General features: G+C 61.8%; 18 protein-coding genes and 1 pseudogene. 5 read left to right on the top strand and 14 right to left on the bottom strand.

From position 1 onward, the window contains the following. The first annotated feature begins 78 nt into the window (after nucleotides 1-78). A complete protein-coding gene (locus EZI54_RS15695) occupies nucleotides 79-543 on the top strand; it encodes a tRNA (cytidine(34)-2'-O)-methyltransferase (protein ID WP_131482827.1) in 465 nt (154 codons plus the stop codon). A 63-nt stretch (nucleotides 544-606) separates the two neighbouring features. On the opposite strand, the gene pntB is transcribed toward EZI54_RS15695, so the two are convergent. The 5 genes from pntB to EZI54_RS15720 all read right to left on the bottom strand — a co-directional run bounded on the left by pntB (nucleotide 607) and on the right by EZI54_RS15720 (nucleotide 7,701). Next, nucleotides 607-2,004 carry a Re/Si-specific NAD(P)(+) transhydrogenase subunit beta gene (gene pntB / locus EZI54_RS15700; RefSeq protein WP_131482828.1) on the bottom strand — a complete coding sequence of 466 codons (1,398 nt, stop codon included), beginning with the start codon at nucleotides 2,002-2,004 and terminating at the stop codon, nucleotides 607-609. A gap of 11 nt (nucleotides 2,005-2,015) precedes the next feature. Next, nucleotides 2,016-3,584, bottom strand: coding sequence for a Re/Si-specific NAD(P)(+) transhydrogenase subunit alpha (locus EZI54_RS15705; protein ID WP_131482829.1), 1,569 nt, complete (start codon nucleotides 3,582-3,584; stop codon nucleotides 2,016-2,018). 384 nt (nucleotides 3,585-3,968) lie between these two features. After that, nucleotides 3,969-5,147 (bottom strand): acetyl-CoA C-acetyltransferase, encoded by a 1,179-nt coding sequence (locus EZI54_RS15710; protein WP_131482830.1) that lies wholly within the window; start codon nucleotides 5,145-5,147, stop codon nucleotides 3,969-3,971. A 67-nt stretch (nucleotides 5,148-5,214) separates the two neighbouring features. Next, complete coding sequence (locus tag EZI54_RS15715) at nucleotides 5,215-6,357, bottom strand: multifunctional CCA addition/repair protein (protein WP_131482831.1); 1,143 nt, start codon at nucleotides 6,355-6,357, stop codon at nucleotides 5,215-5,217. 111 nt (nucleotides 6,358-6,468) lie between these two features. Beyond that, nucleotides 6,469-7,701: a conjugal transfer protein TraF gene (locus EZI54_RS15720; RefSeq protein WP_131482832.1), complete on the bottom strand. Its 1,233-nt coding sequence runs from the start codon at nucleotides 7,699-7,701 to the stop codon at nucleotides 6,469-6,471. A 294-nt stretch (nucleotides 7,702-7,995) separates the two neighbouring features. On the opposite strand from EZI54_RS15720, the gene EZI54_RS15725 reads away from it, so the two are divergent. Together EZI54_RS15725 and EZI54_RS15730 are read left to right on the top strand one after the other, a co-directional pair. Then, the gene (locus EZI54_RS15725) at nucleotides 7,996-8,532 is read left to right on the top strand and encodes an LPP20 family lipoprotein (RefSeq protein ID WP_131482833.1); all 537 of its coding nucleotides are present in this window, start codon (nucleotides 7,996-7,998) and stop codon (nucleotides 8,530-8,532) included. Nucleotides 8,533-8,537: 5 nt separating this feature from the next. Then, nucleotides 8,538-9,728: a flagellar assembly protein T N-terminal domain-containing protein gene (locus EZI54_RS15730; protein WP_131482834.1), complete on the top strand. Its 1,191-nt coding sequence runs from the start codon at nucleotides 8,538-8,540 to the stop codon at nucleotides 9,726-9,728. A 359-nt stretch (nucleotides 9,729-10,087) separates the two neighbouring features. Here the strand turns inward: EZI54_RS15730 and EZI54_RS15735 are convergent, their stop codons facing one another. The 8 genes from EZI54_RS15735 to EZI54_RS15770 all read right to left on the bottom strand — a co-directional run bounded on the left by EZI54_RS15735 (nucleotide 10,088) and on the right by EZI54_RS15770 (nucleotide 17,230). Then, nucleotides 10,088-10,552 carry a SufE family protein gene (locus tag EZI54_RS15735; protein WP_131482835.1) on the bottom strand — a complete coding sequence of 155 codons (465 nt, stop codon included), beginning with the start codon at nucleotides 10,550-10,552 and terminating at the stop codon, nucleotides 10,088-10,090. Nucleotides 10,553-10,625: 73 nt separating this feature from the next. Next, nucleotides 10,626-11,168 (bottom strand): putative Fe-S cluster assembly protein SufT, encoded by a 543-nt coding sequence (gene sufT, locus EZI54_RS15740; RefSeq protein WP_131482836.1) that lies wholly within the window; start codon nucleotides 11,166-11,168, stop codon nucleotides 10,626-10,628. A 29-nt stretch (nucleotides 11,169-11,197) separates the two neighbouring features. Then, the gene (locus tag EZI54_RS15745) at nucleotides 11,198-11,551 is read right to left on the bottom strand and encodes a HesB/IscA family protein (protein WP_123635395.1); all 354 of its coding nucleotides are present in this window, start codon (nucleotides 11,549-11,551) and stop codon (nucleotides 11,198-11,200) included. Nucleotides 11,552-11,591: 40 nt separating this feature from the next. Further along, complete coding sequence (locus EZI54_RS15750; RefSeq protein WP_131482837.1) at nucleotides 11,592-12,839, bottom strand: aminotransferase class V-fold PLP-dependent enzyme; 1,248 nt, start codon at nucleotides 12,837-12,839, stop codon at nucleotides 11,592-11,594. Nucleotides 12,840-12,844: 5 nt separating this feature from the next. Further along, nucleotides 12,845-14,131: a Fe-S cluster assembly protein SufD gene (sufD, locus tag EZI54_RS15755; protein WP_131482838.1), complete on the bottom strand. Its 1,287-nt coding sequence runs from the start codon at nucleotides 14,129-14,131 to the stop codon at nucleotides 12,845-12,847. A 14-nt stretch (nucleotides 14,132-14,145) separates the two neighbouring features. Next, a complete protein-coding gene (gene sufC / locus EZI54_RS15760) occupies nucleotides 14,146-14,913 on the bottom strand; it encodes a Fe-S cluster assembly ATPase SufC (RefSeq protein WP_131482839.1) in 768 nt (255 codons plus the stop codon). 60 nt (nucleotides 14,914-14,973) lie between these two features. Further along, nucleotides 14,974-16,422 (bottom strand): Fe-S cluster assembly protein SufB, encoded by a 1,449-nt coding sequence (gene sufB, locus EZI54_RS15765; protein WP_131482840.1) that lies wholly within the window; start codon nucleotides 16,420-16,422, stop codon nucleotides 14,974-14,976. Nucleotides 16,423-16,789: 367 nt separating this feature from the next. Then, nucleotides 16,790-17,230: a hypothetical protein gene (locus EZI54_RS15770; protein WP_131482841.1), complete on the bottom strand. Its 441-nt coding sequence runs from the start codon at nucleotides 17,228-17,230 to the stop codon at nucleotides 16,790-16,792. Between the two features lie 112 nt (nucleotides 17,231-17,342). On the opposite strand from EZI54_RS15770, the gene EZI54_RS15775 reads away from it, so the two are divergent. Continuing rightward, nucleotides 17,343-18,263, top strand: coding sequence for an AEC family transporter (locus tag EZI54_RS15775; RefSeq protein ID WP_131482842.1), 921 nt, complete (start codon nucleotides 17,343-17,345; stop codon nucleotides 18,261-18,263). Here the strand turns inward: EZI54_RS15775 and EZI54_RS15780 are convergent. Beyond that, nucleotides 18,260-18,967: pseudogene (locus EZI54_RS15780) on the bottom strand (FAD-binding domain-containing protein); the annotation flags it as partial. The gene EZI54_RS15775 and the pseudogene EZI54_RS15780 overlap by 4 nt on opposite strands. 167 nt (nucleotides 18,968-19,134) lie before the next feature. On the opposite strand from EZI54_RS15780, the gene EZI54_RS15785 reads away from it, so the two are divergent. Next, the gene (locus tag EZI54_RS15785) at nucleotides 19,135-20,316 is read left to right on the top strand and encodes a site-specific integrase (protein WP_131482844.1); all 1,182 of its coding nucleotides are present in this window, start codon (nucleotides 19,135-19,137) and stop codon (nucleotides 20,314-20,316) included. Nucleotides 20,317-20,578 lie beyond the last annotated feature (262 nt).

Below are 20,578 nucleotides of genomic sequence, written 5' to 3' on the forward strand. Positions count from 1 at the left end.
CGCGCAGCCGTTGGCGTATCTTTGGGCCTTTGGTAAATCCCGGCCACTACGGCCGTCAGCAAACGCTCCAGAGTCGCCATGTTCCATATCGTCCTGCACGAACCCCAGATTGCGCCCAACACCGGCAACATCATCCGCCTGGCCGCCAATACCGGCTTCCGGCTGCACCTGATCGAACCGCTGGGTTTTGACTTCGAGGAACGCAAGCTCAAGCGGGCGGGGCTGGACTATCACGACCTGGCGAACGTGAGCCGCTACCGGGACTTTGAGGACTTCCTGGCGAGAAACCCGGGCCGGCGGATCTATGCCCTGACGACCAAGGCCAGTGCCCATTACAGTGACGTGGAATTCGAGGCGGGGGATTGTCTGCTGTTTGGCAGCGAAACCGCCGGTCTACCCGCGGACATCCGCGGCGGTTCTGCTATCGAGCAGGCGTTGCGCCTGCCCATGTGCGACACCTCCCGCAGTCTGAACCTGTCCAACGCGGTGGCTGTCGTGTGTTATGAGGCCTGGCGTCAGGTCGGGTTCAAAGGGGGTATCTGAGAAGACCGTGTGAGCACCGCCGCGTTCGCGACGTTCCCACACGGCCTCTCTGAGGCGGCTCTATCAGTCGCCTGAGGTCAGGTTGCTGAGCAGGCGGCTGGTGCTCTCGTGGGCATCGCCGAACAGCATGTGGGTGTTCTCCTTGAAGAACAGCGGGTTTTCCACACCGGAGTAACCGGCGGACATGCCCCGCTTGAGGACCACGACCTGGCGCGCTTTCCAGACTTCCAGTACCGGCATGCCGGCAATCGGGCTGCCCGGATCCTCGGCGGCGCTCGGGTTGACGGTGTCGTTGGCACCGATCACCAGGACCACGTCGGTCTCGGGGAAGTCTTCGTTGATCTCATCCATTTCCAGCACGATGTCATAGGGGACATGCGCCTCGGCCAGTAGCACGTTCATGTGCCCCGGCAGACGGCCGGCAACCGGATGGATCGCGAAACGCACGTTGGTGCCACGCTTGCGCAGGTACTGGGTGATCTCGCTGACCGCGTTCTGGGCCTGGGCCACCGCCATGCCGTAACCCGGTGCGATGATGACCGAATCGGCGTTGCGCAGCTCGTCCGCCACTTCGTCGATGGAGGTTTCCTGGATGGTCAGGTCGCCGTCCACCGCAGCGGAGCTGGAGCTGGTCTGGCCGAAGCCGCCCAGGATGACGCTCACGAAGGAGCGGTTCATCGCCTTGCACATGATGTAGCTCAGGATCGCACCGCTACTGCCCACCAGGGCGCCGGTGACAATCAGCAGGTCATTGCCCAGCATGAAGCCGATTGCGGACGCTGCCCAACCGGAGTAACTGTTGAGCATGGAGACCACGACCGGCATATCGGCACCGCCGATGGCCATGATCAGGTGGATACCCAGGATCGCCGCCAGGGCGGTCATGATGGCCAGGGCCATCAGGCCTTCGACCGTGCTGTCGGTGGTCAGGAACCAGCCACCCAGGCCAATACAGGCGGCGATGATGATCAGGTTCATGAGGTGACGACCCGGCAGGGTCAGCGCCTTGCTGGCGATGCGGCCATCGAGCTTGCCGCAGGCGATCAGGGAGCCGGTGAAGGTCACCGCACCGATGAAGATGCCGACGAACACTTCCACCAGCTTGATGGTGTGTTCGGCGCCGTGGGTCTCGACCAGCGGCTCGACAAAGCCGGCGAAACCGACCAGGACCGCCGCCAGGCCCACGAAGCTGTGCAGCAGGGCCACCAGCTGGGGCATCTGGGTCATTTCCACCTTGTTGGCGATAACGATGCCGATGGCGCCACCGATGGCGATCGCCACCAGGGTCATCATCCAGCCTGCGCCCATGCCGGCCATGGTGGCGGCGATGGCGATGAGAATACCGGCAATGCCGTAGACGTTACCGCGACGGGCGGTCTCCTGGTGGCTCAGGCCACCCAGGCTCAGAATAAACAGGACACTAGCGGCCACGTAGGCAACTGTAATCAATCCTTGTGACATGGTCGCTCCCCTTACCTATGGAACATCTTGAGCATGCGGTAGGTGACGCGGAAGCCCCCACCAATGTTGATACAGGCAATCAGCACGGCGAAGAAAGCCAGGATGCCGATGACCAGATTCTGCGCCTGGGCCAGGTGCAGGATCGCGCCGATCACGATGATGCCGCTGATGGCGTTGGTCACGCTCATGAGAGGGGTATGGAGCGATGCTGTCACGTTCCAGATCACCTGCCAGCCGACAAAGCAGGCCAGCACAAAGACCGTGAAGTGGGACAGGAAGGACGTCGGTGCGTAGGCACCAATGCCGTAGAGGGCGGCGGCCGTCGCCACCAGCAGGGCGCCTTTCCAGAACGCCTTGGTGCCGGACTTGCCGCTTTCGGCCTCGGCGCCGGCCGGCTGTGCGGCCGCTTTCGGCTGGGCCGGTTTGGGGGCCGGCTTCTCCGGCTGCGGGGCCGGCCAGGTGACCTTGCCTTCGTGGGTCACGGTCACGCCACGGATGACGGTGTCTTCCATGTTGACCTTGATCTCGCCGTCTTTCTCAGGCGTCAGCTCACCCAGCAGGTGCCACAAGTTGGTGGCGTACAGATCGGAGGAGACGCTCGCCATACGGCTGGGCAGATCGGTGTAGCCCACGATGCTGACACCGTTTTCCACGGCCACTTCGCCAGGCTGGGTCAGCTCGCAGTTGCCACCCTGTTCGGCGGCCAGATCCACGACCACGCCGCCCGGCTTCATGGCGCGAACCATGTCGGCGGTAATCAGGCGCGGGGCCGGCTTGCCCGGGATCAGGGCGGTGGTGATGATGATGTCGACTTCCTTGGCCTGTTCCATGAACAGGGCCATTTCCGCCTCGATAAACTCTTTGCTCATCTGCTTGGCGTAGCCGCCGCTGCCGCTGCCGTCTTCCTCGAAGTCCAGCTCCAGGAAGTCGGCGCCCATGCTTTCCACCTGCTCCTTGACTTCCAGCCGGGTATCGAACGCGCGCACGATGGCGCCCATGCTGCGGGCGGCACCGATCGCCGCCAGCCCGGCAACGCCGGCACCGATGACCATGACCTTGGCGGGCGGTACCTTGCCGGCAGCCGTCACCTGGCCGGTGAAGAAACGGCCAAAGCGGTTGGAGGCCTCGACGACCGCGCGATAGCCGGCGATGTTGCCCATGGCGCTCAGGGCGTCCATCTTCTGGGCCCGGCTGATACGGGGCAGGGCGTCAATGGAGAAGGCAGAGACGTTCTTGGACGCCAGCGTCTCCAGCAGTTCCGGGTTCTGGGCCGGCCACAGGAAGCTCAGCAGGTAGCTGTTGTCCTTGACCAGGCTGGTCTCGTCCAGATCGGCCTCCTTGTTGTAGGTCGGACCGCGGACTTTCAGGATGAACTCGGCCTCAGACCAGAGGTCGCGTGCGTTTGCCGCAATCTCGGCGCCGGCTTCGCGATATGCATCGTCATGATACTTCGCGGCGTCGCCTGCGCCGGTTTCCACAACGACCGTATGGCCAAGCTTTATCAGCTTGCCGACGGACGCCGGCGTTGCTGCCACCCGGTTTTCGCCGGGATGGCATTCCTTGGGGATGCCAATTTTCATGTGCAAATCTCTCTATTGACGTCTGTTACGGGTGTCCGTTTTTATTTGGCCGCATAGCCTACACGAAGCGGGCCAGGATATCTGTCTACCCAAATTATTCTTTTCCCGAGTTTTTCATTCCCTGAGTCGATCCGGCAGTGTCGGACATCACCGTTACTCGCCGGAATCGCTCATCTGGCGAGGGGGTGCGGTTGTACCATAAGTCGGTAACTACGTATAGACGTTAATTGATCATTCTGGATGTTTTTTAGGCAGAGTGGCGATAATGAACGATCCGGTGACGTTCGTGGATAGCCGGTCTGACATGAGGAAGCGGTTGATCGGGATAAGGGCGGATGGATGCCGGCAGCGGGTGTGCTGCCGGCATCCTGAGCGAGACGCCGCCTAGCGTTCGACCGCCAGTGCGACGCCCATGCCGCCACCGATGCACAGGGTGGCCAGGCCTTTCCTCGCGTCCCGGCGTTGCATTTCGTGCAACAGGGTGACGAGGATGCGACAGCCGGATGCACCGATGGGGTGGCCCAGGGCAATCGCGCCGCCATTGACGTTGACTTTGCCGGTGTCCCAGCCCAGGTCGCGGTTAACGGAGATGGCCTGGGCGGCGAACGCTTCGTTGGCTTCGATCAGGTCGAGATCGTCGACAGACCAGCCGGCCCGTTCCAGGCAGAGGCGGGTGGCCGGGATGGGGCCGGTGCCCATGATCTGCGGATCGACGCCGGCACTGGCGTGGGCGCGGATGGTCGCCAGCGGCGTCAGTCCCAGGGCCTGGGCTTTCTCGGCGCTGCAGACCACGACCGCGGCGGCGCCATCGTTGATGGACGACGCGTTGCCGGCGGTAACGGTGCCATCCTTCCGGAAGGCCGGCTTCAGCTTGGCGAGGCTTTCGCCGGTCACACCGTCGCGTGGGCCTTCATCCTTGTCCACCAGCAGGGGGTCGCCCTTGCGTTGCGGGATCGTGACCGGCACGATCTGGCCGTCGAATACACCGGCTGCGCGGGCCGCGGCCGCTTTCTGCTGGGATGCTGCCGCGAACATGTCCTGCTCTTCGCGGGAGATGCTGTATTTTTCTACTATATTCTCGGCCGTTATGCCCATGTGGTAGCCATTGAAGGCGTCCCACAGGCCATCGTTGATCATGGTGTCCACCAGTTTCCAGTCGCCCATGCGCTGGCCGTTGCGGCTGTTGGGCAGCACGTGGGGTGCCTGGCTCATGCTTTCCTGGCCGCCGGCAATGATCAGGTCGGCGTCGCCGCAGCGGATGGACTGGACGGCCATGTGGACAGCCTTGAGGCCCGAGCCGCAGACCTTGTTGATGGTCAGGGCCGGAACGCCGTCCGGCAGACCGGCGTTGACGGCGGCCTGGCGTGCCGGGTTCTGGCCGCAGCCGGCGGTCAGGACCTGACCGAGAACCACCTCGTCGACCTGCTCACCGGCAATCCCGGTTTCCTCCAGCAGGGCCTTGATCACGGCAGAACCCAGTTGATCGGCGCGCAGGCTGGAAAGACCGCCACCGAAGGTGCCCACGGCGGTCCGGCGGGCGGCTGCAATAACGACGTCACGCATGATGCTCACTCCATTTATAGGCTTTGTGCTGGCATTGTAACCGAATTGCCGACGAAAACCGGCGGGTTCATGGCTCGACTCCGGGAGGGTTATCCAGGCCCAGGCTGTCGCTGATAATTAGATAGCGTCGACGCCGGATGGCCTGGCCCAGGGCCTTGCCCTGATAGCCCTCGTCCATCAGCGTACGGGGATCGACGGCCTTGGCGGCTCGCAGGATGTCCTGGATCGGTAGGGGGTTGAAATCCACGTGGCGGGCCAGGGCAACCGCCCGGGCGGCCACCAGCAACTCGCCGAAACGCTCGGGCCGCCGCCAGGCATCGCAGCGGTCGAGTATGGCCAGTAACAGTCCCGGATCATGGCGGGCCTCGCCCAAAAGGTCGTCCACGCTGGCGGCAAGGTGCGTCGCCAGGGCACGGCAATCGTTTGGTACTTTCAGGCGATCACACAGGCCCTCGACGGAGGCCTCGTCCAGGCTGCCGGCCAGTGCGGCAAAGCGGACCGCCAGCGAGTTGCTGAGTTCGCTGGCGGATTGCAGGGCGCGAAGGGCGAGCGGAGCGGGTTCCAGCTCCATGACCTGGGCCAGTGCCGGCATCAGGACCGCCAGCGCGCCGCAGTCCTGCAGGACATTGAAGAAAACCGTCGGTGAGGCCTCCTGCAGGGCTCGCTGCACTTCCTGCCAGACCCGCTCCGGGACCAGGTGTTCCACCTCGCCGGCATCGACCATGGCACACATCAGTGCCCGGGTTTCGTCGGCAATGCAAAAGCCCATCGGTGCAAACCGGGCGGCGAACCGGGCCACTCGCAGGATGCGCAGGGGATCTTCGGCGAACGCCGGGGAGACATGCCGCAGCAGGCGCTTTTCGAGGTCCTGCTGGCCGTTGAACGGGTCGACGACAGTACCGTCTTCGGCCCGGGCCATGGCATTGATGGTCAGGTCGCGGCGGCGAAGATCGTCTTCCAGGGTGACGTCGGGTGCGCTGTGGACAGCGAAGCCGTGATAGCCGTGGCCGCGTTTGCGCTCGGTGCGGGCCAGGGCGTATTCCTCGTTGCTTTGGGGATGGAGGAAGACCGGAAAGTCCGCGCCTACCTGGCGGAAGCCGTGCTGGATCATGTCCTCCGGCGTGGCGCCCACCACGACCCAATCCCGGTCTTTCACCGGCAGACCCAACAATGCGTCGCGTACGGCGCCGCCTACGAGATAGATGTCCATGCCTGATCCTGAATCTTCGATACCGCGATTATCAGGATCGAATCGGGAAGGAGCAACACCGGCGCCGGAAATGACGCTGGTGCTGTCCGGGTACAAGATCGGCTGTGACGATCAGAAGGCGGCGCCGAGCTCCACGGCTGCGCCGACCTCGGTGTCGCTGAACAGGCCGGCGAGCTCCAGGTGGGCACCAAACGGCGAGAAGCCCAGGCCGAAGGTGTACTGGGTGGTTTCCTCGATGCCGTCGTTGTCGTCGTTGCTGGCCAGGTTACGGCGCACGCCGGCGCGCAACTGGACGGTCCGGAAGGCGTCGAACTCGGCACCGAGGGCGACCCACTGGGTGTCATCCCCATAGCCGAAGGCCTTGTTCCTGGTCAGGTCCGCTTCGGCCGTCAGGACGTGCATGCTGCTGCGATGGGCGATGCCGACGGATGCTTTCGGATCCAGTTCGTAGGTACGGCCGGACTTCGAGTCCAGCTCCATGGGGATCACGTTGCGCACGCTCAGGCCGGCGGTCCACTGCTGGCGCTTGCCAAAGCGGTAGGCGGCGCCCACGTCGGCGTTGAAGCCGTCCTTCCTGGTTCCGTTCTCACCGGCATCGAAGTCGTCGTCTTCGAAGTCGCTGACCCGCTGCCGGTACTCGAAGGTGCGCAGCTGGACATACTTGGGGGAGAAACCGATGGACAGGGTGTTGTTGTTCTGCAGTTCGAGCGCCTTGGCGAAGCTGACGCCGACTTCACCCATGGCTGCCGCAATCACGGTGCCGTCGGAGTTGAGCTGGTCGCCGATGTCGCCAATGCCGGCGGCGAGGGTTGGATCGTTCTCGATCGCTTCCAGCAGGGCCAGGTCACTGTCGGCGACGTTGCCGCGACCGGTGGCCCGCAGGGTGGCGTCGGTGAACACGCCAACGGAGATCGACGATGCCGGGACGGCAAGACTGATACCCACGCCGGCGTCGGCGCGCATGGTGTCGTGGTTGAGCTCGATCAGTTGGTTCTGCAGTCGATCGGCACTTTGCCGGATGCCGCTGTAGTCCGATGCGTCGGCCTGCTGGTTGATGCGGTCGATGGTGTCCTGGATGTCGTCGATCTGGTCGACGACCTTCTCGTCGTCGGCCGCGCGGGCGTTGATCGAGGGCAGGATCAGGCCGAAGTCGTCAGCCCATTCGTGCTGTTGCATGGCCATCATGGCCGGATTGGAGGTGTTGGCAGACGCGGGTTGCGCCACGGCCACACCGGTGCCTCCCATGGCAAAGGAACGGGCGGTGGTAAAACTCTGGGGCCCGGCAATTGCAGTTCCGGCGGCGGCCGTCAGGCCCATCGCCAGAACTAGGCGTGTGTGCTTCATTGGGTACTGTCTCCCATTATTGTGCTTGGGGGCCTCTGTCGGGCTCCTGTGTCGAGCTTCCCTTTCTGTCGGAAGTGCTCGCACTATAGAGCAATGGCCACGCCGATTGTGTGACCAGACGGTTACGGGACGTGGCTTTTTGCGATCCAGGGGTGCCGGGCGGTCAGGCTTTGCCGCCCGCCGTTCCGTATTTTGTGTGCCGGCGGCATTATTCGTTCGGCAACAGTGGGTTGGCACTTCTGGCGCGATTTTTTCATGGAAGTCGGCAAAGCTGCGTTTTAGCCGGAGAAGATAATGAAGCGTTTTTTGATGACCCTGTGCTGCGCCGCCGTCGGTCTGGCCGGTTGCGCCACCTCGGGTTCGGATGGTCAGGGGCGGTCCATTGACCCGGAGCGTCTGGAGCCGATCGTGGTTCGCGTCAGCGGGTTCGGCACCTATGAGAACAGCGACGATCGCCTCGATACCCGCAAGCGCCTGCTGGCGCGCCGGGCCTCGAAGCTCGATGCCTACCGAGCACTGGCCGAGCGTGTCTATGGGACGGTGATATACGGCAGTTCGACGGTCAGCGACTTTGTCCTGCACAATGATAATTTCCGGGCCTATGTGGACAGCTACATCCGCGGTGCCAAGTTGGTGGCGGTCAACGAGCACAGCGACGGTGTGGTGGAGTCGGTGATGGAGCTCAAGCTCGAGCCGCGCTTCCGGGCCTGTGTGGCGATGTCCGACGACCGCGAGGTGGCGGAGCGTTGTGCCATTCCCATGCCGTCCGGCAACGACAGTCGCGGTGATGTGGCCAGCGATAACGTCGGCTCCCTCTATTACCTGGAGTGATCGGCATGCGTCGGGGCATTCTGTTGTTGGTGGGGCTGCTGCTCAGCGGGGCGGCGTCGGCCGCCTGGGTGCAGGGAACGGGGCAGGCCGTCATCGTGAACGGTGACATGAATGCCGCCCGTGAGGCGGCCCGTAACGCGGCCCTCAGGGATGCGGCGTTGCAGTATGAGGCGCAGGTTTCCAGTCAGGACACGATGGAGAACGGGGTACTCACCGATTCGCGCCTGACGGTGGCTTCCCGGGCCCGGGCGCGTCAGGTCCGGGTGGTCGAGGAGCAGCGTCGCGGTAACCTGCTGCGACTGACGATCGAGGCCGACATGTCCCGGGGGCAGCAGTGCGCCGCCCGCGACGCGGCTCACCTGCGCAAACGGGTGGCTATCACCGGCTTCCCGATCCTCAATCCCGGCGATGCGCGGATGGGGCGCATCAGCGATGCCGGCGAAGTCTTGCCGCAGCAGTTGCTGGCCCGTTTGCAGGACGATAACGCCGTGCAGGTGTTCGGTGCCACCCAGGTGCAGCTTTTCCCGGATATCGCCAACGCGCCGACGCAGCAGCGTTTCGATAACAGTCTCACCAACGTGATCCAACTGGCGAAGGAGCTGGACGTGCAGTTCGTGGTCACCGGTGTGATCCGGGACATGTCCCTGGCCGATCCGACCGCCTGGGGGACCTCCCTCCTGGACCGGATGTCCCGCGGTCTGGGAGCGGCGAACCGGGAGCGGCAGTTCGTGGCTGAATTGATGGTGTACGACGGCTTCAGCGGTTCGCCGGTCTACCAGAAGCGCTTCGTCACCAGCGGCACCTGGGATGAGGACATGACGGCCGCTGTAGGCTTCGGCTCCCCGGCGTTCAACAACACGGACTATGGCAAGGCGGTCAGCGCCGTTATCGGGGAGATGGAGCAGGCGGTGAACCAGGCGCTGGCCTGCCAGCCGTTCATCACCCGGATCAGCCGCGTCGATGGCCAGCAGGTGTACCTGCGCTCCGGCGCCACCGCGGGGCTACGCCCGGGCGACAAGTTGCAGCTCTATCGCAGCTACCAGTTCTTCGATTCGCCGGGCACGACACCAGAGTTGCGCGATGCCGAAGTCACCATGACCGTAAACCACGTGCACCCGGATTTCAGCAGTGGCCTGATGCCGGAGCAGGGCGGGATCAAGAATCTGCAGCGGGACGATATTGCGATTATCTGGTGACGCATGTGGCCGACGCTTCAGCTTCGGAGGGCCTCATTGGGGCCCTTTTTATTGGGCCACTCGAATGTGTGTACAGGATTGAAGTCTCGAGTCGCGAAGCGAATGGCGATAACGCAGATGGGCTGGTTGGCGTGCGGGAGAAAGGGCAGACCTGCGGTCTGCTCCGAAGCTGAAGCGTCGGCTACACGGTGTAGCGGTATGTCAGGCTGCGGGACAATAGGCGAGTTGGAACCAGGGTAGTGAATTGGAGAGAGGGCGAGGAGTCTGGTGAAAATGTAGCCGACGCTTTAGCTTCGGTGGGCCCGACAGGGCCCTGGCTCATGCGCGAAAGCTTCGGCTCAATCGAAAGTTTTCTTGGCTTACGCCCCGGCCTCTTCCTTAGAGGCAATATCCCGAATCTTCCCGACCATCGCCCGCAGGCCGTTGCCGCGCGTTGGCGAGATGTGGCGGAACAGGTCCAGGCGCTCGAACAGCTCGTCCACATCCACGGACAGCAGATCCCTCGGCAGTTTGCCGTTCAGGGCAATCAGGATGATCGCGGCGAGGCCGCGCACGATCATGGCGTCGCTGTCGATCATCAGGAACAGGCGACCGCTGTCCGGGTCCAGGTAGTGGATCAGCCACACCTGGCTCTGACAGCCGTGCACATAGTTCTCTTCCACCTTTTCATCGTCCGGGAAGGCCGGTAGTTGCTTGCCCAGGTCGATGATGTAGGCGTAGCGCTCTTCCCAGTCGTCCAGGAATTCGAAGGCTTCGTTGACGTCATCGAGGGTAACGCCCTGGCCGAGCGGGTTGTCGAGGAATTGTTGGGCGGCTGCAGTCATAACGGATCAGGGAATTGTTGGTCGGGTTTGGTGAGCAGTGAACCGCATCGGCGGCGGTGGTGCAAGGGAATGCCTACAGCATCCCCAGCTCAAGCTTGGCTTCGTCCGACAGCATGTCGTTGTTCCAGGGCGGGTCGAAGGTCAGTTCCACGGTGACCTTGTCCACGTTCGGTACATGCTCCACCTTGCGCTTGACGTCATCGGTAATCACCGGACCCATGCCGCAACCGGCGGCGGTCAGGGTCATCAGGATATAGACCTGGTTGCCCTCGGGCGTGTCGTTGGTGATCTGGCAGTCGTAGATCAGGCCCAGTTCGACGACGTTCACCGGAATTTCCGGGTCGTAGCAGCTGCGCATGGCTTCCCACACCTGGTTCTCGTTGACGGTGCCGTCTTCCGGGGTCTCGTAGCTGCTCTGGGGCGGTTCCTTGCCCAGGGCATCCGCGTCATGACCTTCCACCCGCGCCAGGTTCCCGTTGACGGCCACGGTAAAGGTGCCGCCCAGGGACTGGGTGATGGTCACGAAGGTGTCGGCCGGGATCATGATTTCGGTGCCGGAAGGCACCAGCCGGGCTTCAACTTCGCGCTTGGTCAGGACAACTTCGCGTTCGGCCATGGATCGGATACGCCTCGTCAATCAGTGAATCAGGAAATGGAGAAGCTTTCGCCGCAACCGCACTCGGCTGTCGCATTCGGGTTGCGGAAGTGGAACATGGAGTTCAGGCCTTCCCGAATGAAGTCGATTTCGGTGCCGTTGACGACGGGCAGATCCTTGCGGGCCACATAGACGTCGACGTCCTCGAAATTGAAGATCGCATCGTCGTCGCCCTGTTCGGTCACCCACTCGGTCTCGTACATGAAGCCGGAGCAGCCGCTCTTGCGGATGGCCAGGCGAATGCCGCGGGCCTCCGGTTTACTGGCGAGCTGCTTGCGCACGTGGGCGATGGCGGCCGGTGTCAGGGTCACGCCAACGCTGGGGGTAAAGGTTTCAGCCGTCATGTTTCGCCTCCCGATGTCTCAATCCGCAATCAATCTGGTTTTACTCTGCGAACAGTCGCTGGATCTTCTGCAGGGCCGCAAAGAACTGCTCCACTTCGTCCAGCGTGTTGTAGAACGCAAAGGACGCGCGAGCGGTGCCCGGCACACAGAAGAACTCCATCAGCGGCATGGCGCAGTGATGGCCGGTACGGATTGCAATGCCCTGCTGGTCCAGCAGGGTTCCTATATCACTGGGGTGCAGACCGTCGATTTTAAAGGACAGCACCGGCACTTTTTCTTTCGCGGTGCCGATCACGGTCATGCCCGGTACGGTCTCCACCAATTCGTTGGCCCGCTGCAGCAGGGCCTGTTCGGCGGTCTCCAGGGCGTTGCGGCCCAGGCCCTCGACATAGTCGATGGCCGCGCCCAGTCCGACCGCCTCGGCGATCGGTGGTGTGCCCGCCTCGAACTTGTAGGGCAGGGTGTTCCAGGTGGTCCGCTCGAAGGAGACCCGTTCGATCATCTCGCCCCCGCCCATGAAGGGCTCCATCTCTTCCAGCAGCGCTTCGCGGCCGTAGAGCACGCCGATGCCGGTCGGGCCGAACAGCTTGTGGCCGGAGAAGGCATAGAAGTCGCAGTCCAGCGCCTGGACGTCGGGCCGGTAGTGCGGCACGGCCTGGGCGCCATCGATCACGGTCAGCACGCCTTTCGCTTTCGCCTTGGCGATCAGTTCGCGAACCGGGTTCACGGTGCCCAGCACGTTGGACACATGCGTCACCGCGAGGATACGGGCGCGATCGCTCTGCAGCAGGCTGTCCAGAGCGTCCAAATCCAGCTCGCCCTGGGGTGTGACCTGGATCGGCAGCACCTTGGCGCCGGTGCGCTGGGCCACCATCTGCCAGGGCACGATGTTGGCGTGATGCTCCATGGTGCTGACGAGGATTTCGTCACCTGGTTGCAGCCGGTCGGCCAGACCATTGGCGATAGTGTTGATCGCTTCGGTGGTGCCGCGGGTCCAGATCACCTGACGGGTGCTGGCTGCGTTGATGAAGCGACGGACGGTCTCGCGGGCGCCCTCGAATGCCGCCGTGGCGCGGTCACCCAGGGTGTGGGCGCCGCGGTGCACGTTGGAATGGCACTCGCGGTAATAGCGCTCCATGGCGTCCAGGACCGCAACGGGCTTTTGGGCCGAGGCGCCATTGTCCAGATACACCAGGGGCTTGCCGTTGACCGTTTCGGCCAGGATCGGGAAGTCCCTGCGAACGGCGTTCACGTCCAAGGTTTTTTGGGCTGCCGCAAGATCCGTCATGGTGTTCAGGCTCCTTCGAACGCTTGTTCGATAAACCGGTTCAGGCGCGCTTGTACGGTTTCCCGTACGGCTTCCACCGGAATCTGCTCGATGAGCTCGTTGATGAACGCCATGCTCAGCAGCGTGTTGGCTTCACGGCGGTCAATGCCGCGGGACACCAGGTAGAACAGGGCGGTCTCGTCGAGCTGACCAACGGTGGCGCCGTGGGCGCATTTCACGTCGTCGGCGTAGATTTCCAGTTCCGGCTTGGTGTCGATTTCCGCACCGGTGGAGAGCAGCAGGTTCTTGTTGCTCATGTTGGCATTCGACTTCTGCGCATCCTTATGGATGTGGATACGGCCATTGAAGATCGCGTGGGACTCGTCCGCGGCAATGTTGCGATAGGTTTCCTCGCTGTCGCAGTGCGGCGCCACGTGCTCAATGGTGGTGTGGTTGTCGAAATGCTGTTTGTCCTGGGTGACGGCGACGCCGTTGAGGCGGCAGTTGGCGCCCGGGGCTTCCAGGCGCACCTGCAGGTCGTGACGGCGCAGCGGGCCGCCAAAGCCGACGCAGTGGCTGTCCAGCCGGGCGTGGCCCAGCAGGCGGGCGCCGGTGGCGCCGATGTGATGGATGTTCTCGCCTTCCAATGACAGGCGCACGTTGGTGACGTTGGCACCATCCGCCAGGCTGAACTCGGTAACCGCATCCACCAGGGCTGTCTGGTCGCCGGTGGAGATGTATTCTTCCACCAGGGTCATCTGACTGTTCGCGCCGGCATCCACGTAGATGCGGGGATAGACCGAACCGGCCGCTTCCGCATCCGCTTCGAAAATGACGAACAACGGGCGATCCAGGACCGCATCCTGGCGCAGCCGGATATACAGGCCGTCCTCGAAGCGCGCGGTATTCAGGCGCGCCATCTGCACGGCGTTGTTGTCCAGGGTGTTGTCCAGACGATCCGCCAGGTGCTGGGCGGTGTCGTCGTCCAGGTCCACAAAACTGCGGATCTCGATGCCGTCCACATCCGGGAAATCGCTGGCTTCCGGAACCAGTACGCCGTTGTGGATCACGACGTGATAGCCGTCCACTGCCAGGCCCGGGCCGGAGTTGCGACCGGACGGCAGGCTGGCGGCCAGTTCGTCGGTCAGCTTCAGGTAGCGGCTGGAGTATTTCCAGTTTTCCGTCTTGCGCGTCGGCAGCGGCATGTCCGCAAGGGCCTTGCCGCGCTGCGCGCGCAGGGCCTGCAGCGGTGCCGGTAGCTTGCCGGCCGCCGCTTCGAGGAAGGCGCTGGACAGGGTCGGTGCTGTTTTCATCATAACCTCCCCCCTCAGCCGGCCTCGACTTCGTCGCTGTCCTTGATGCCGAGCCAGCCGTAGCCGCGCTCTTCCAGCTCCAGGGCCAGCTCGCGGCCGCCGGACTTGACGATCCTGCCGCCGGCCAGCACGTGCACGAAATCCGGCACGATGTGGTTCAGCAGGCGCTGGTAGTGGGTGACCATCAGGATCGCCCGCTCCGGGGAGCGCAGCGCGTTGACGCCGTCGGCGACGACCTTCAGGGCGTCGATATCCAGGCCGGAGTCGGTCTCGTCCAGGATCGCCAGACGCGGTTCCAGCAGCAGCGCCTGCAGGATCTCGTTGCGCTTCTTCTCGCCGCCGGAGAAACCTTCGTTGACGCCGCGCTTGAGGAACGCCGGGTCCAGGTCCACCTGCTTGGTGGTTTCCTTGGCCAGTTTCATGAAGTCCACCGCGCTGAGCTCGTCCAGGCCGCGATGCACGCGCATGGCGTTCACGGCGGTGCGCAGGAACTGCAGGTTGCTGACGCCGGGAATCTCCACCGGATACTGGAACGCCAGGAAGATGCCATCGCGGGCGCGCTCTTCGGTTTCCTTCTCCAGCAGATTCTCGCCGTCCAGCAGGATGTCACCTTCGGTGACCTCATAGGCTTCGTTGCCGGCCAGGACCGCAGACAGGGTGCTCTTGCCGGAGCCGTTCGGACCCATGATGGCGTGGACTTCGCCCGGTTTGATCTCCAGGTCGATCCCCTTGAGGATTTCCTTGCCATCGACGGCGGCGTGCAGGTTACGAATGCTCAGCATGGATGATGGTCTCTCTCTGAATTCCTGAATTCTGTGTGCGTGTGCGATAGCAGGCGTTGATTAACCTACGGACCCTTCGAGGCTGACTTCCAGCAACTTGCCGGCCTCGACCGCAAATTCCATCGGCAGCTCCTTGAAGACTTCCTTGCAGAAGCCGTTGACGATCATGGAGACCGCCTGTTCCGGATCGATACCGCGCTGGCGGCACAGGAACATCTGCTCGTCGCTCACCTTGGACGTGGTCGCCTCGTGCTCGACAATGGCGCCCTTGTTCTTGCTCTCGATGTACGGGAACGTGTGGGCCGCGCACTGATCGCCGATCAGCAGCGAGTCGCACTGGGTAAAGTTGCGCGCGCCTTCAGCGCCGGGGCCGAACTTGACCAGTCCGCGGTAGGCGTTGCTGGAGCGGCCGGCGGAAATCCCCTTGGAGATGATGGTGCTGGACGTGTTCTTGCCCAGATGAATCATCTTGGTGCCAGTGTCCGCCTGCTGGTAGTTGTTGGTCAGCGCTACGGAGTAAAACTCGCCCACGCTGTTCTCGCCGCGCAGCACGCAGCTCGGGTATTTCCAGGTGACGGCAGAGCCGGTCTCGACCTGCGTCCAGGAGATCTTGGAGTTCTTGCCAATGCAGGCGCCGCGCTTGGTGACGAAGTTGAAGATCCCGCCTTTGCCGTTCTCGTCCCCCGGGTACCAGTTCTGGACGGTCGAATACTTGATCTGCGCATCGTCCAGGGCGACCAGTTCCACCACGGCGGCGTGCAGCTGGTTTTCGTCCCGCATGGGAGCGGTGCAGCCTTCCAGATAGCTGACGTAGCTGCCTTCGTCGGCAATGATCAGGGTCCGCTCAAACTGCCCGGTGTTGGCCGCGTTGATACGGAAGTACGTGGACAGCTCCATGGGGCAGCGCACGCCCTTGGGCACGTAGACGAAGGTGCCGTCGGAGAAGACGGCCGAGTTGAGACCGGCGAAGAAGTTGTCGCCTGCCGGTACCACGGAGCCCAGGTATTTCTGCACCAGTTCCGGGTAGTCCTGGATCGCCTCGGAAATCGAGCAGAAGATGACACCGGCCTTGGCCAGCGGCTCCTTGAACGTCGTCGCGACAGAAACCGAGTCGAAAACCGCATCAACGGCAACGCCTGCCAGCTTCTCGCGCTCGTGCAGGGGGATACCCAGCTTCTCGTAGGTTTTCAGGAGTTCCGGATCGACGTCGTCGAGGCTCTGGGGCATGTCCTCTTTACGCTTGGGCGCTGAGTAATAGGAAATCGCGTTGTAATCGATTTTCGGGTAGCCGACATGCGCCCAGTTCGGCTCGTCCATTTCCAGCCAGCGACGGTAGGCTTTCAGGCGCCAGTCCAGCATGAACTGGGGCTCTTTCTTGATGGCGGAAAGGCGCCCGATGATGTCTTCGTTCAGGCCGGGCTCAAACGTTTCGGCTTCGATTTCGGTCACGAACCCGTGTTCGTATTCCCGTTTGATCAGCTCGTTCACCTGTTTGTCGGTGTTCGCCATGATCGTCGCTCCGTCTCTCTCAGATGCAGGCACGTTAGATGGCCTGCAGGCTCTATTTGCGTGTTGGCCATGGCCGTTGCCATGCCCGGAAATCTGCCTTCCCCGTTTTCTACAGGCGTTACGTTACCGGCCGGTGATCGGTTCCCCGGTCGATGCTGACGCCCTTGTCGTTCTTATGGTGGGTCTTCTGGGGGAGGATTGTACAATATCAGAGTAAAATAGTCAGGTATTAAATGGTCGTACCTGAGGTCTCTGCGGGCAGGGCCTTCGCCGGACTTTCGGGGTGCCGGAGCCACCCGGAAAGCCGCGCATTATAACGCATCCGGGGGCGTTTGGTTACTGTCTGTCGTGATCGGAACGGCCGGCGCTAATAAGGCGCATAGAGCGATTCAATGTCCGTGGTGTAACTGATGCCCACCAGTTTCCAGCCCTGATCCGCCTGATAGAAGGTGAACTGCCACGCCATGGCGGCCTCGGTGAATTTCTGCAGCCAGGTTTCCCGGTAGAAGTCGTCGGCGATGGCTTCGCGTTTGACCAACGACGTCCCCACCGTCTTGCCGGCGCGATCGAAGACTTTCTGGAAGTAGGTGTCGGCTTCCTTGGCGGAGGCATCGAACGGCTTTCGGGGCACGCCGAGGTAGGGGGCAAGGCCCGCATAGGCTTCCGCCACTTCGCCCTGTTTCACCTGCGTCATGAAGGCCTGGGTCTGGGGCTTGATGGCGTCGGGGCTGGCCAGGGTATCGGCGGCAGCGGGGAGAGTGAGAACGAAAAGCAGGAGGCTGGCAACGCGGGCGATCTTTAACAGCATGAACAGTGTCCAGGGTAAGCGGGGGTGGCTCAGTCGTCTGAATACTCTATGCTAGTCCTCCTTTGCCCGTCACGCTGTGACTCAATCCGTTTTCCAGAGGTTGTTCCGCCCCATGGCCGTTGTCCTGTCCCTGTTTGTGAAGCTATTGCCGCTGTACATCACCGTGGCACTGGGCTGGGTTGCAGGGCGCTATCTGGAGGCCAGTGGTCGCCATATTGCCGGCATCATGCTCTACATCGTGACGCCGTCGGTGATTTTCTCCGGGGTCATGGCCGCGCCGCTGACGCCGGAAGTGCTGCTGATGCCGGTGATCGTGTTCGGTTTCTGTACCGGCGTGAGTCTTTTGCACCTGGCCATCGGCAAGCGCATCCTTTCGGACGGCACGGCCAGCATCATCCCGCTGGCGGTGGGCACGGGGAACACCGGCTACTTCGGCATTCCCGTGGCGCTGTTGCTGTTCGGTGAGGAGGGTGTGGCGCTCTACATCGTCTGCATGCTGGGCACCACGCTGTTCGAGAACTCCGTGGGCTATTACCTGGCCGGGCGAGGGCGCTACAGCGCCCGGGACTGTCTGGCCCGGGTGGTCCGCCTGCCGGCCATTTACGCGTTCCTGCTGGGTGTCGTGCTCAATCTCAGTGACGTGGCCATACCGGCCGTGTTCCAGCCCCTGTTCGACAACCTGCGTGGGGCCTACAGCGTTCTCGGGATGATGATCGTGGGCATGAGTATCCTGAATTTCCGGGGCCTGTTGGGGAATGTGCGCTTCACCGGGCTCGCCTTCTTCGGCAAGTTCGTGGTCTGGCCTGTCGCGGCTCTGCTGTTCTGGTGGGCCGACAGTCACTGGTTCGGCTTCTACGACGAGGCGGTCTACCGGGCCATTTTCCTGGTCTCCATCACTCCGATTGCCGCCAATACCGTGGTCATCGCGACGCTGCTGGAGGCGTCACCGCGCCAGGCGGCGGGCACCACGCTGCTGAGCACGCTGTTTGCGCTGGCGTATATCCCGGTGATGGTCGCCATCTTCCTGGCCTAATCACCGAACAGTGACAGCTGGTTGCTGTCGTCCTGCTGCTTGCCTCGCACCTTCGGCCGATTCTGGCGCGGGCCCTTGCGGCTGCCGTGGCGCTTGAGGACCCGGTCGGTTTCCGCCCGTGTGACGTGATTCTTGCGAAACTCGCTCACCGCCTGACGGGCTTCGCGGGCGGCCTGTTCATGGTCACAGATCGGCGTTGTGTATAACTGTCCACCATAAAGTGCGTGCTGCTCCCGGGTCATGTGCCAGGGGCTGTGGATAAACTCATCCGGCACGCCTTCCAGCTCGGGAATCCAGCGGCGGATGAAGGTGCTATTCGCATCCAGCTTGCGGGACTGCAGCTCCGGGTTGTAGATGCGCAGGGCGTTGATGCCGGTCAGGCCGCTCTGCATCTGGGCCTGGGGGTAATGGATGCCCGGCTCGAAGTCGGTGAACAGGCGGGCCAGGTGCAGGGCCGGATCGCGCCAGTGCAGCCAGAGCTGGTAGCTGGCCACGGCCATCAGCATGGCGCGCATGCGGAAGTTGATCCAGCCGGTCTCCCGCAGAGCCCGCATGGCCGCATCCACCAGCGGCCAGCCGGTTTGCCCCTCCGCCCATCGCGCCAGCCGTTCGCCATCGTTGGGGCCCTGCTTGAGCGTTTCCAATTCCCGGTGAATGGCACGGAATTCGAGGTTGGGTTCGTCTTCCAGTTTCTGGATGAAATGGCAGTGCCAGTGTTACATTCCTAACATTTAAAAATGTAAAGATTAAGCTATAAAGTACAATTAAATCGGCGTGTTGAGGAGAAGGTGTCTCCATAAGTTTTGTCAACATTTGGTCTTTAGCGTAAGGTATAACCTTCCAATCGATCTTTAGTAAAGATAGGGCGTTGATGAAGGTTGTCGACAGGAAGTTTACTAATGGAGAGCGCCGCTCAATTTTGGTCGACGCCTCAGGAATACCGCTTTACTACCCGAACTTGTTCGTAACGCTTAATGTTCGAAACAGAGGCCAAAGTGCAAACACTGTCAAACGAATCAATTATGCGTTGAAGCGCTTCATGTCGTGGCAGATCTGTGCGGGCATCGATGTCTCCAGACGCATTCAAGACGGAATTGAGATGCAGCGGCACGAGGTGGCCTCGTTAATGGAGTTCTTGAGTTACTCGAAGGAGACTCGGAAGAAGCTGGAAATGGGCGCTAAGCTCTTGCCAGCCTCCTATGAGTATCGGGAAACGAAAAACACAATCGCAGACCGCAAGTACGTTTCAGAATATATTGCCTTTCTTATTCAGCGCCTTCATCCATCAGTTCAAAGTGCGACAATTGCATCGAATACGCTGAACTCCCTTAAAAAGCAGTTCTGCAAGGCAAGGGCCCGGAAAAAAGAGGCAGAGACGGATGTTGATGAGGCGCAGTTTAACCTAATCGAATCGGTAGTTGAGTCGGGTTCAACTCTTAACCCATTCAAGCGGCACAAGCTGAGAAATAAATGCATTATCCGTCTGATGCTCGATCTCGGTTTAAGGCGTGGCGAAATTGCGAATCTGTGGGTTGGGGAGATTGACTTCGGACGTTCGGTCGTCAAGGTTCGGCGTAAGCAGGATGATCCGGACGACCCACGACCATCAAAGCCGAATGCGAAGACTAGCGAGCGCACCCTCCACCTAGAGCCTGACCTGAAACTAAGCCTGCTGGCCTACATTAAGGAGCGAGGAGAACAAGAAAAGTCTTTCCGCCATGGATACTTATTTACGACCCAATCTGGCAATCCAGTTTCAGAAAAGCAGATTTATAACATTGTCGTAGCGCTCCGAAAGGTAAAGGGAGTAGGGCACATATACCCACACCTTTTCCGGCACTGGTTCAATCATGTGCTGACAATAAGGTTCAGGGAGGAGATGAGAAAAGCCGGGATTACTAGCCCTGCGGACAAGATGACATACGACGCCCGGCGGCGCTCTTACTTGAATGGTTGGTCAGAAGATAGTGATCAGCAAAAACACTACGGTCGCCAATGGATAACAGAGTTGAGCGACGAAGCAACTTTGGAACGAATTGGTCAGCATGAATAATTTTATTGCGAGCGACAAAAACACCCTAGAAGAGGCGCTTTGGGAAGAGTGGAAATCTTACCATGGCAGGGGGTTTGTTCCTGCAAGGTAAGCGTTCATTCCACGACGTAGTTGACCTACTTCACGTCACGTAGTGGCCTCAATAACTCCGGCGAGACCTTGTATTGCTTGGTGCCATCCTCGGCCAACACGATCACACTCTTGCGGTTGATCTTGGTGACGATCCCCAACACCGGGCCCTCCCGGCCCTCGAAGGTCACCT

It is taken from the genome of Marinobacter halodurans, from assembly GCF_004327985.1.
In the GTDB taxonomy this organism is placed as follows: Bacteria; Pseudomonadota; Gammaproteobacteria; order Pseudomonadales; family Oleiphilaceae; genus Marinobacter_A; species Marinobacter_A halodurans.

Excerpts from the sequence above, each read along its gene's own strand:
- EZI54_RS15705 (WP_131482829.1), bottom strand. The coding sequence starts at position 3,584 with ATGAAAATTGGCATCCCCAAGGAATGCCATCCCGGCGAAAACCGGGTG.
- sufB (WP_131482840.1), bottom strand. The coding sequence starts at position 16,422 with ATGGCGAACACCGACAAACAGGTGAACGAGCTGATCAAACGGGAATAC.
- EZI54_RS15710 (WP_131482830.1), bottom strand. The coding sequence starts at position 5,147 with ATGCGTGACGTCGTTATTGCAGCCGCCCGCCGGACCGCCGTGGGCACC.
- EZI54_RS15735 (WP_131482835.1), bottom strand. The coding sequence starts at position 10,552 with ATGACTGCAGCCGCCCAACAATTCCTCGACAACCCGCTCGGCCAGGGC.
- EZI54_RS15720 (WP_131482832.1), bottom strand. The coding sequence starts at position 7,701 with ATGAAGCACACACGCCTAGTTCTGGCGATGGGCCTGACGGCCGCCGCC.
- EZI54_RS15770 (WP_131482841.1), bottom strand. The coding sequence starts at position 17,230 with ATGCTGTTAAAGATCGCCCGCGTTGCCAGCCTCCTGCTTTTCGTTCTC.
- EZI54_RS15745 (WP_123635395.1), bottom strand. The coding sequence starts at position 11,551 with ATGACGGCTGAAACCTTTACCCCCAGCGTTGGCGTGACCCTGACACCG.
- sufT (WP_131482836.1), bottom strand. The coding sequence starts at position 11,168 with ATGGCCGAACGCGAAGTTGTCCTGACCAAGCGCGAAGTTGAAGCCCGG.
- pntB (WP_131482828.1), bottom strand. The coding sequence starts at position 2,004 with ATGTCACAAGGATTGATTACAGTTGCCTACGTGGCCGCTAGTGTCCTG.
- sufD (WP_131482838.1), bottom strand. The coding sequence starts at position 14,131 with ATGAAAACAGCACCGACCCTGTCCAGCGCCTTCCTCGAAGCGGCGGCC.
- EZI54_RS15725 (WP_131482833.1), top strand. The coding sequence starts at position 7,996 with ATGAAGCGTTTTTTGATGACCCTGTGCTGCGCCGCCGTCGGTCTGGCC.
- EZI54_RS15730 (WP_131482834.1), top strand. The coding sequence starts at position 8,538 with ATGCGTCGGGGCATTCTGTTGTTGGTGGGGCTGCTGCTCAGCGGGGCG.
- EZI54_RS15785 (WP_131482844.1), top strand. The coding sequence starts at position 19,135 with ATGAAGGTTGTCGACAGGAAGTTTACTAATGGAGAGCGCCGCTCAATT.
- EZI54_RS15750 (WP_131482837.1), bottom strand. The coding sequence starts at position 12,839 with ATGACGGATCTTGCGGCAGCCCAAAAAACCTTGGACGTGAACGCCGTT.
- EZI54_RS15715 (WP_131482831.1), bottom strand. The coding sequence starts at position 6,357 with ATGGACATCTATCTCGTAGGCGGCGCCGTACGCGACGCATTGTTGGGT.
- EZI54_RS15695 (WP_131482827.1), top strand. The coding sequence starts at position 79 with ATGTTCCATATCGTCCTGCACGAACCCCAGATTGCGCCCAACACCGGC.
- sufC (WP_131482839.1), bottom strand. The coding sequence starts at position 14,913 with ATGCTGAGCATTCGTAACCTGCACGCCGCCGTCGATGGCAAGGAAATC.
- EZI54_RS15775 (WP_131482842.1), top strand. The coding sequence starts at position 17,343 with ATGGCCGTTGTCCTGTCCCTGTTTGTGAAGCTATTGCCGCTGTACATC.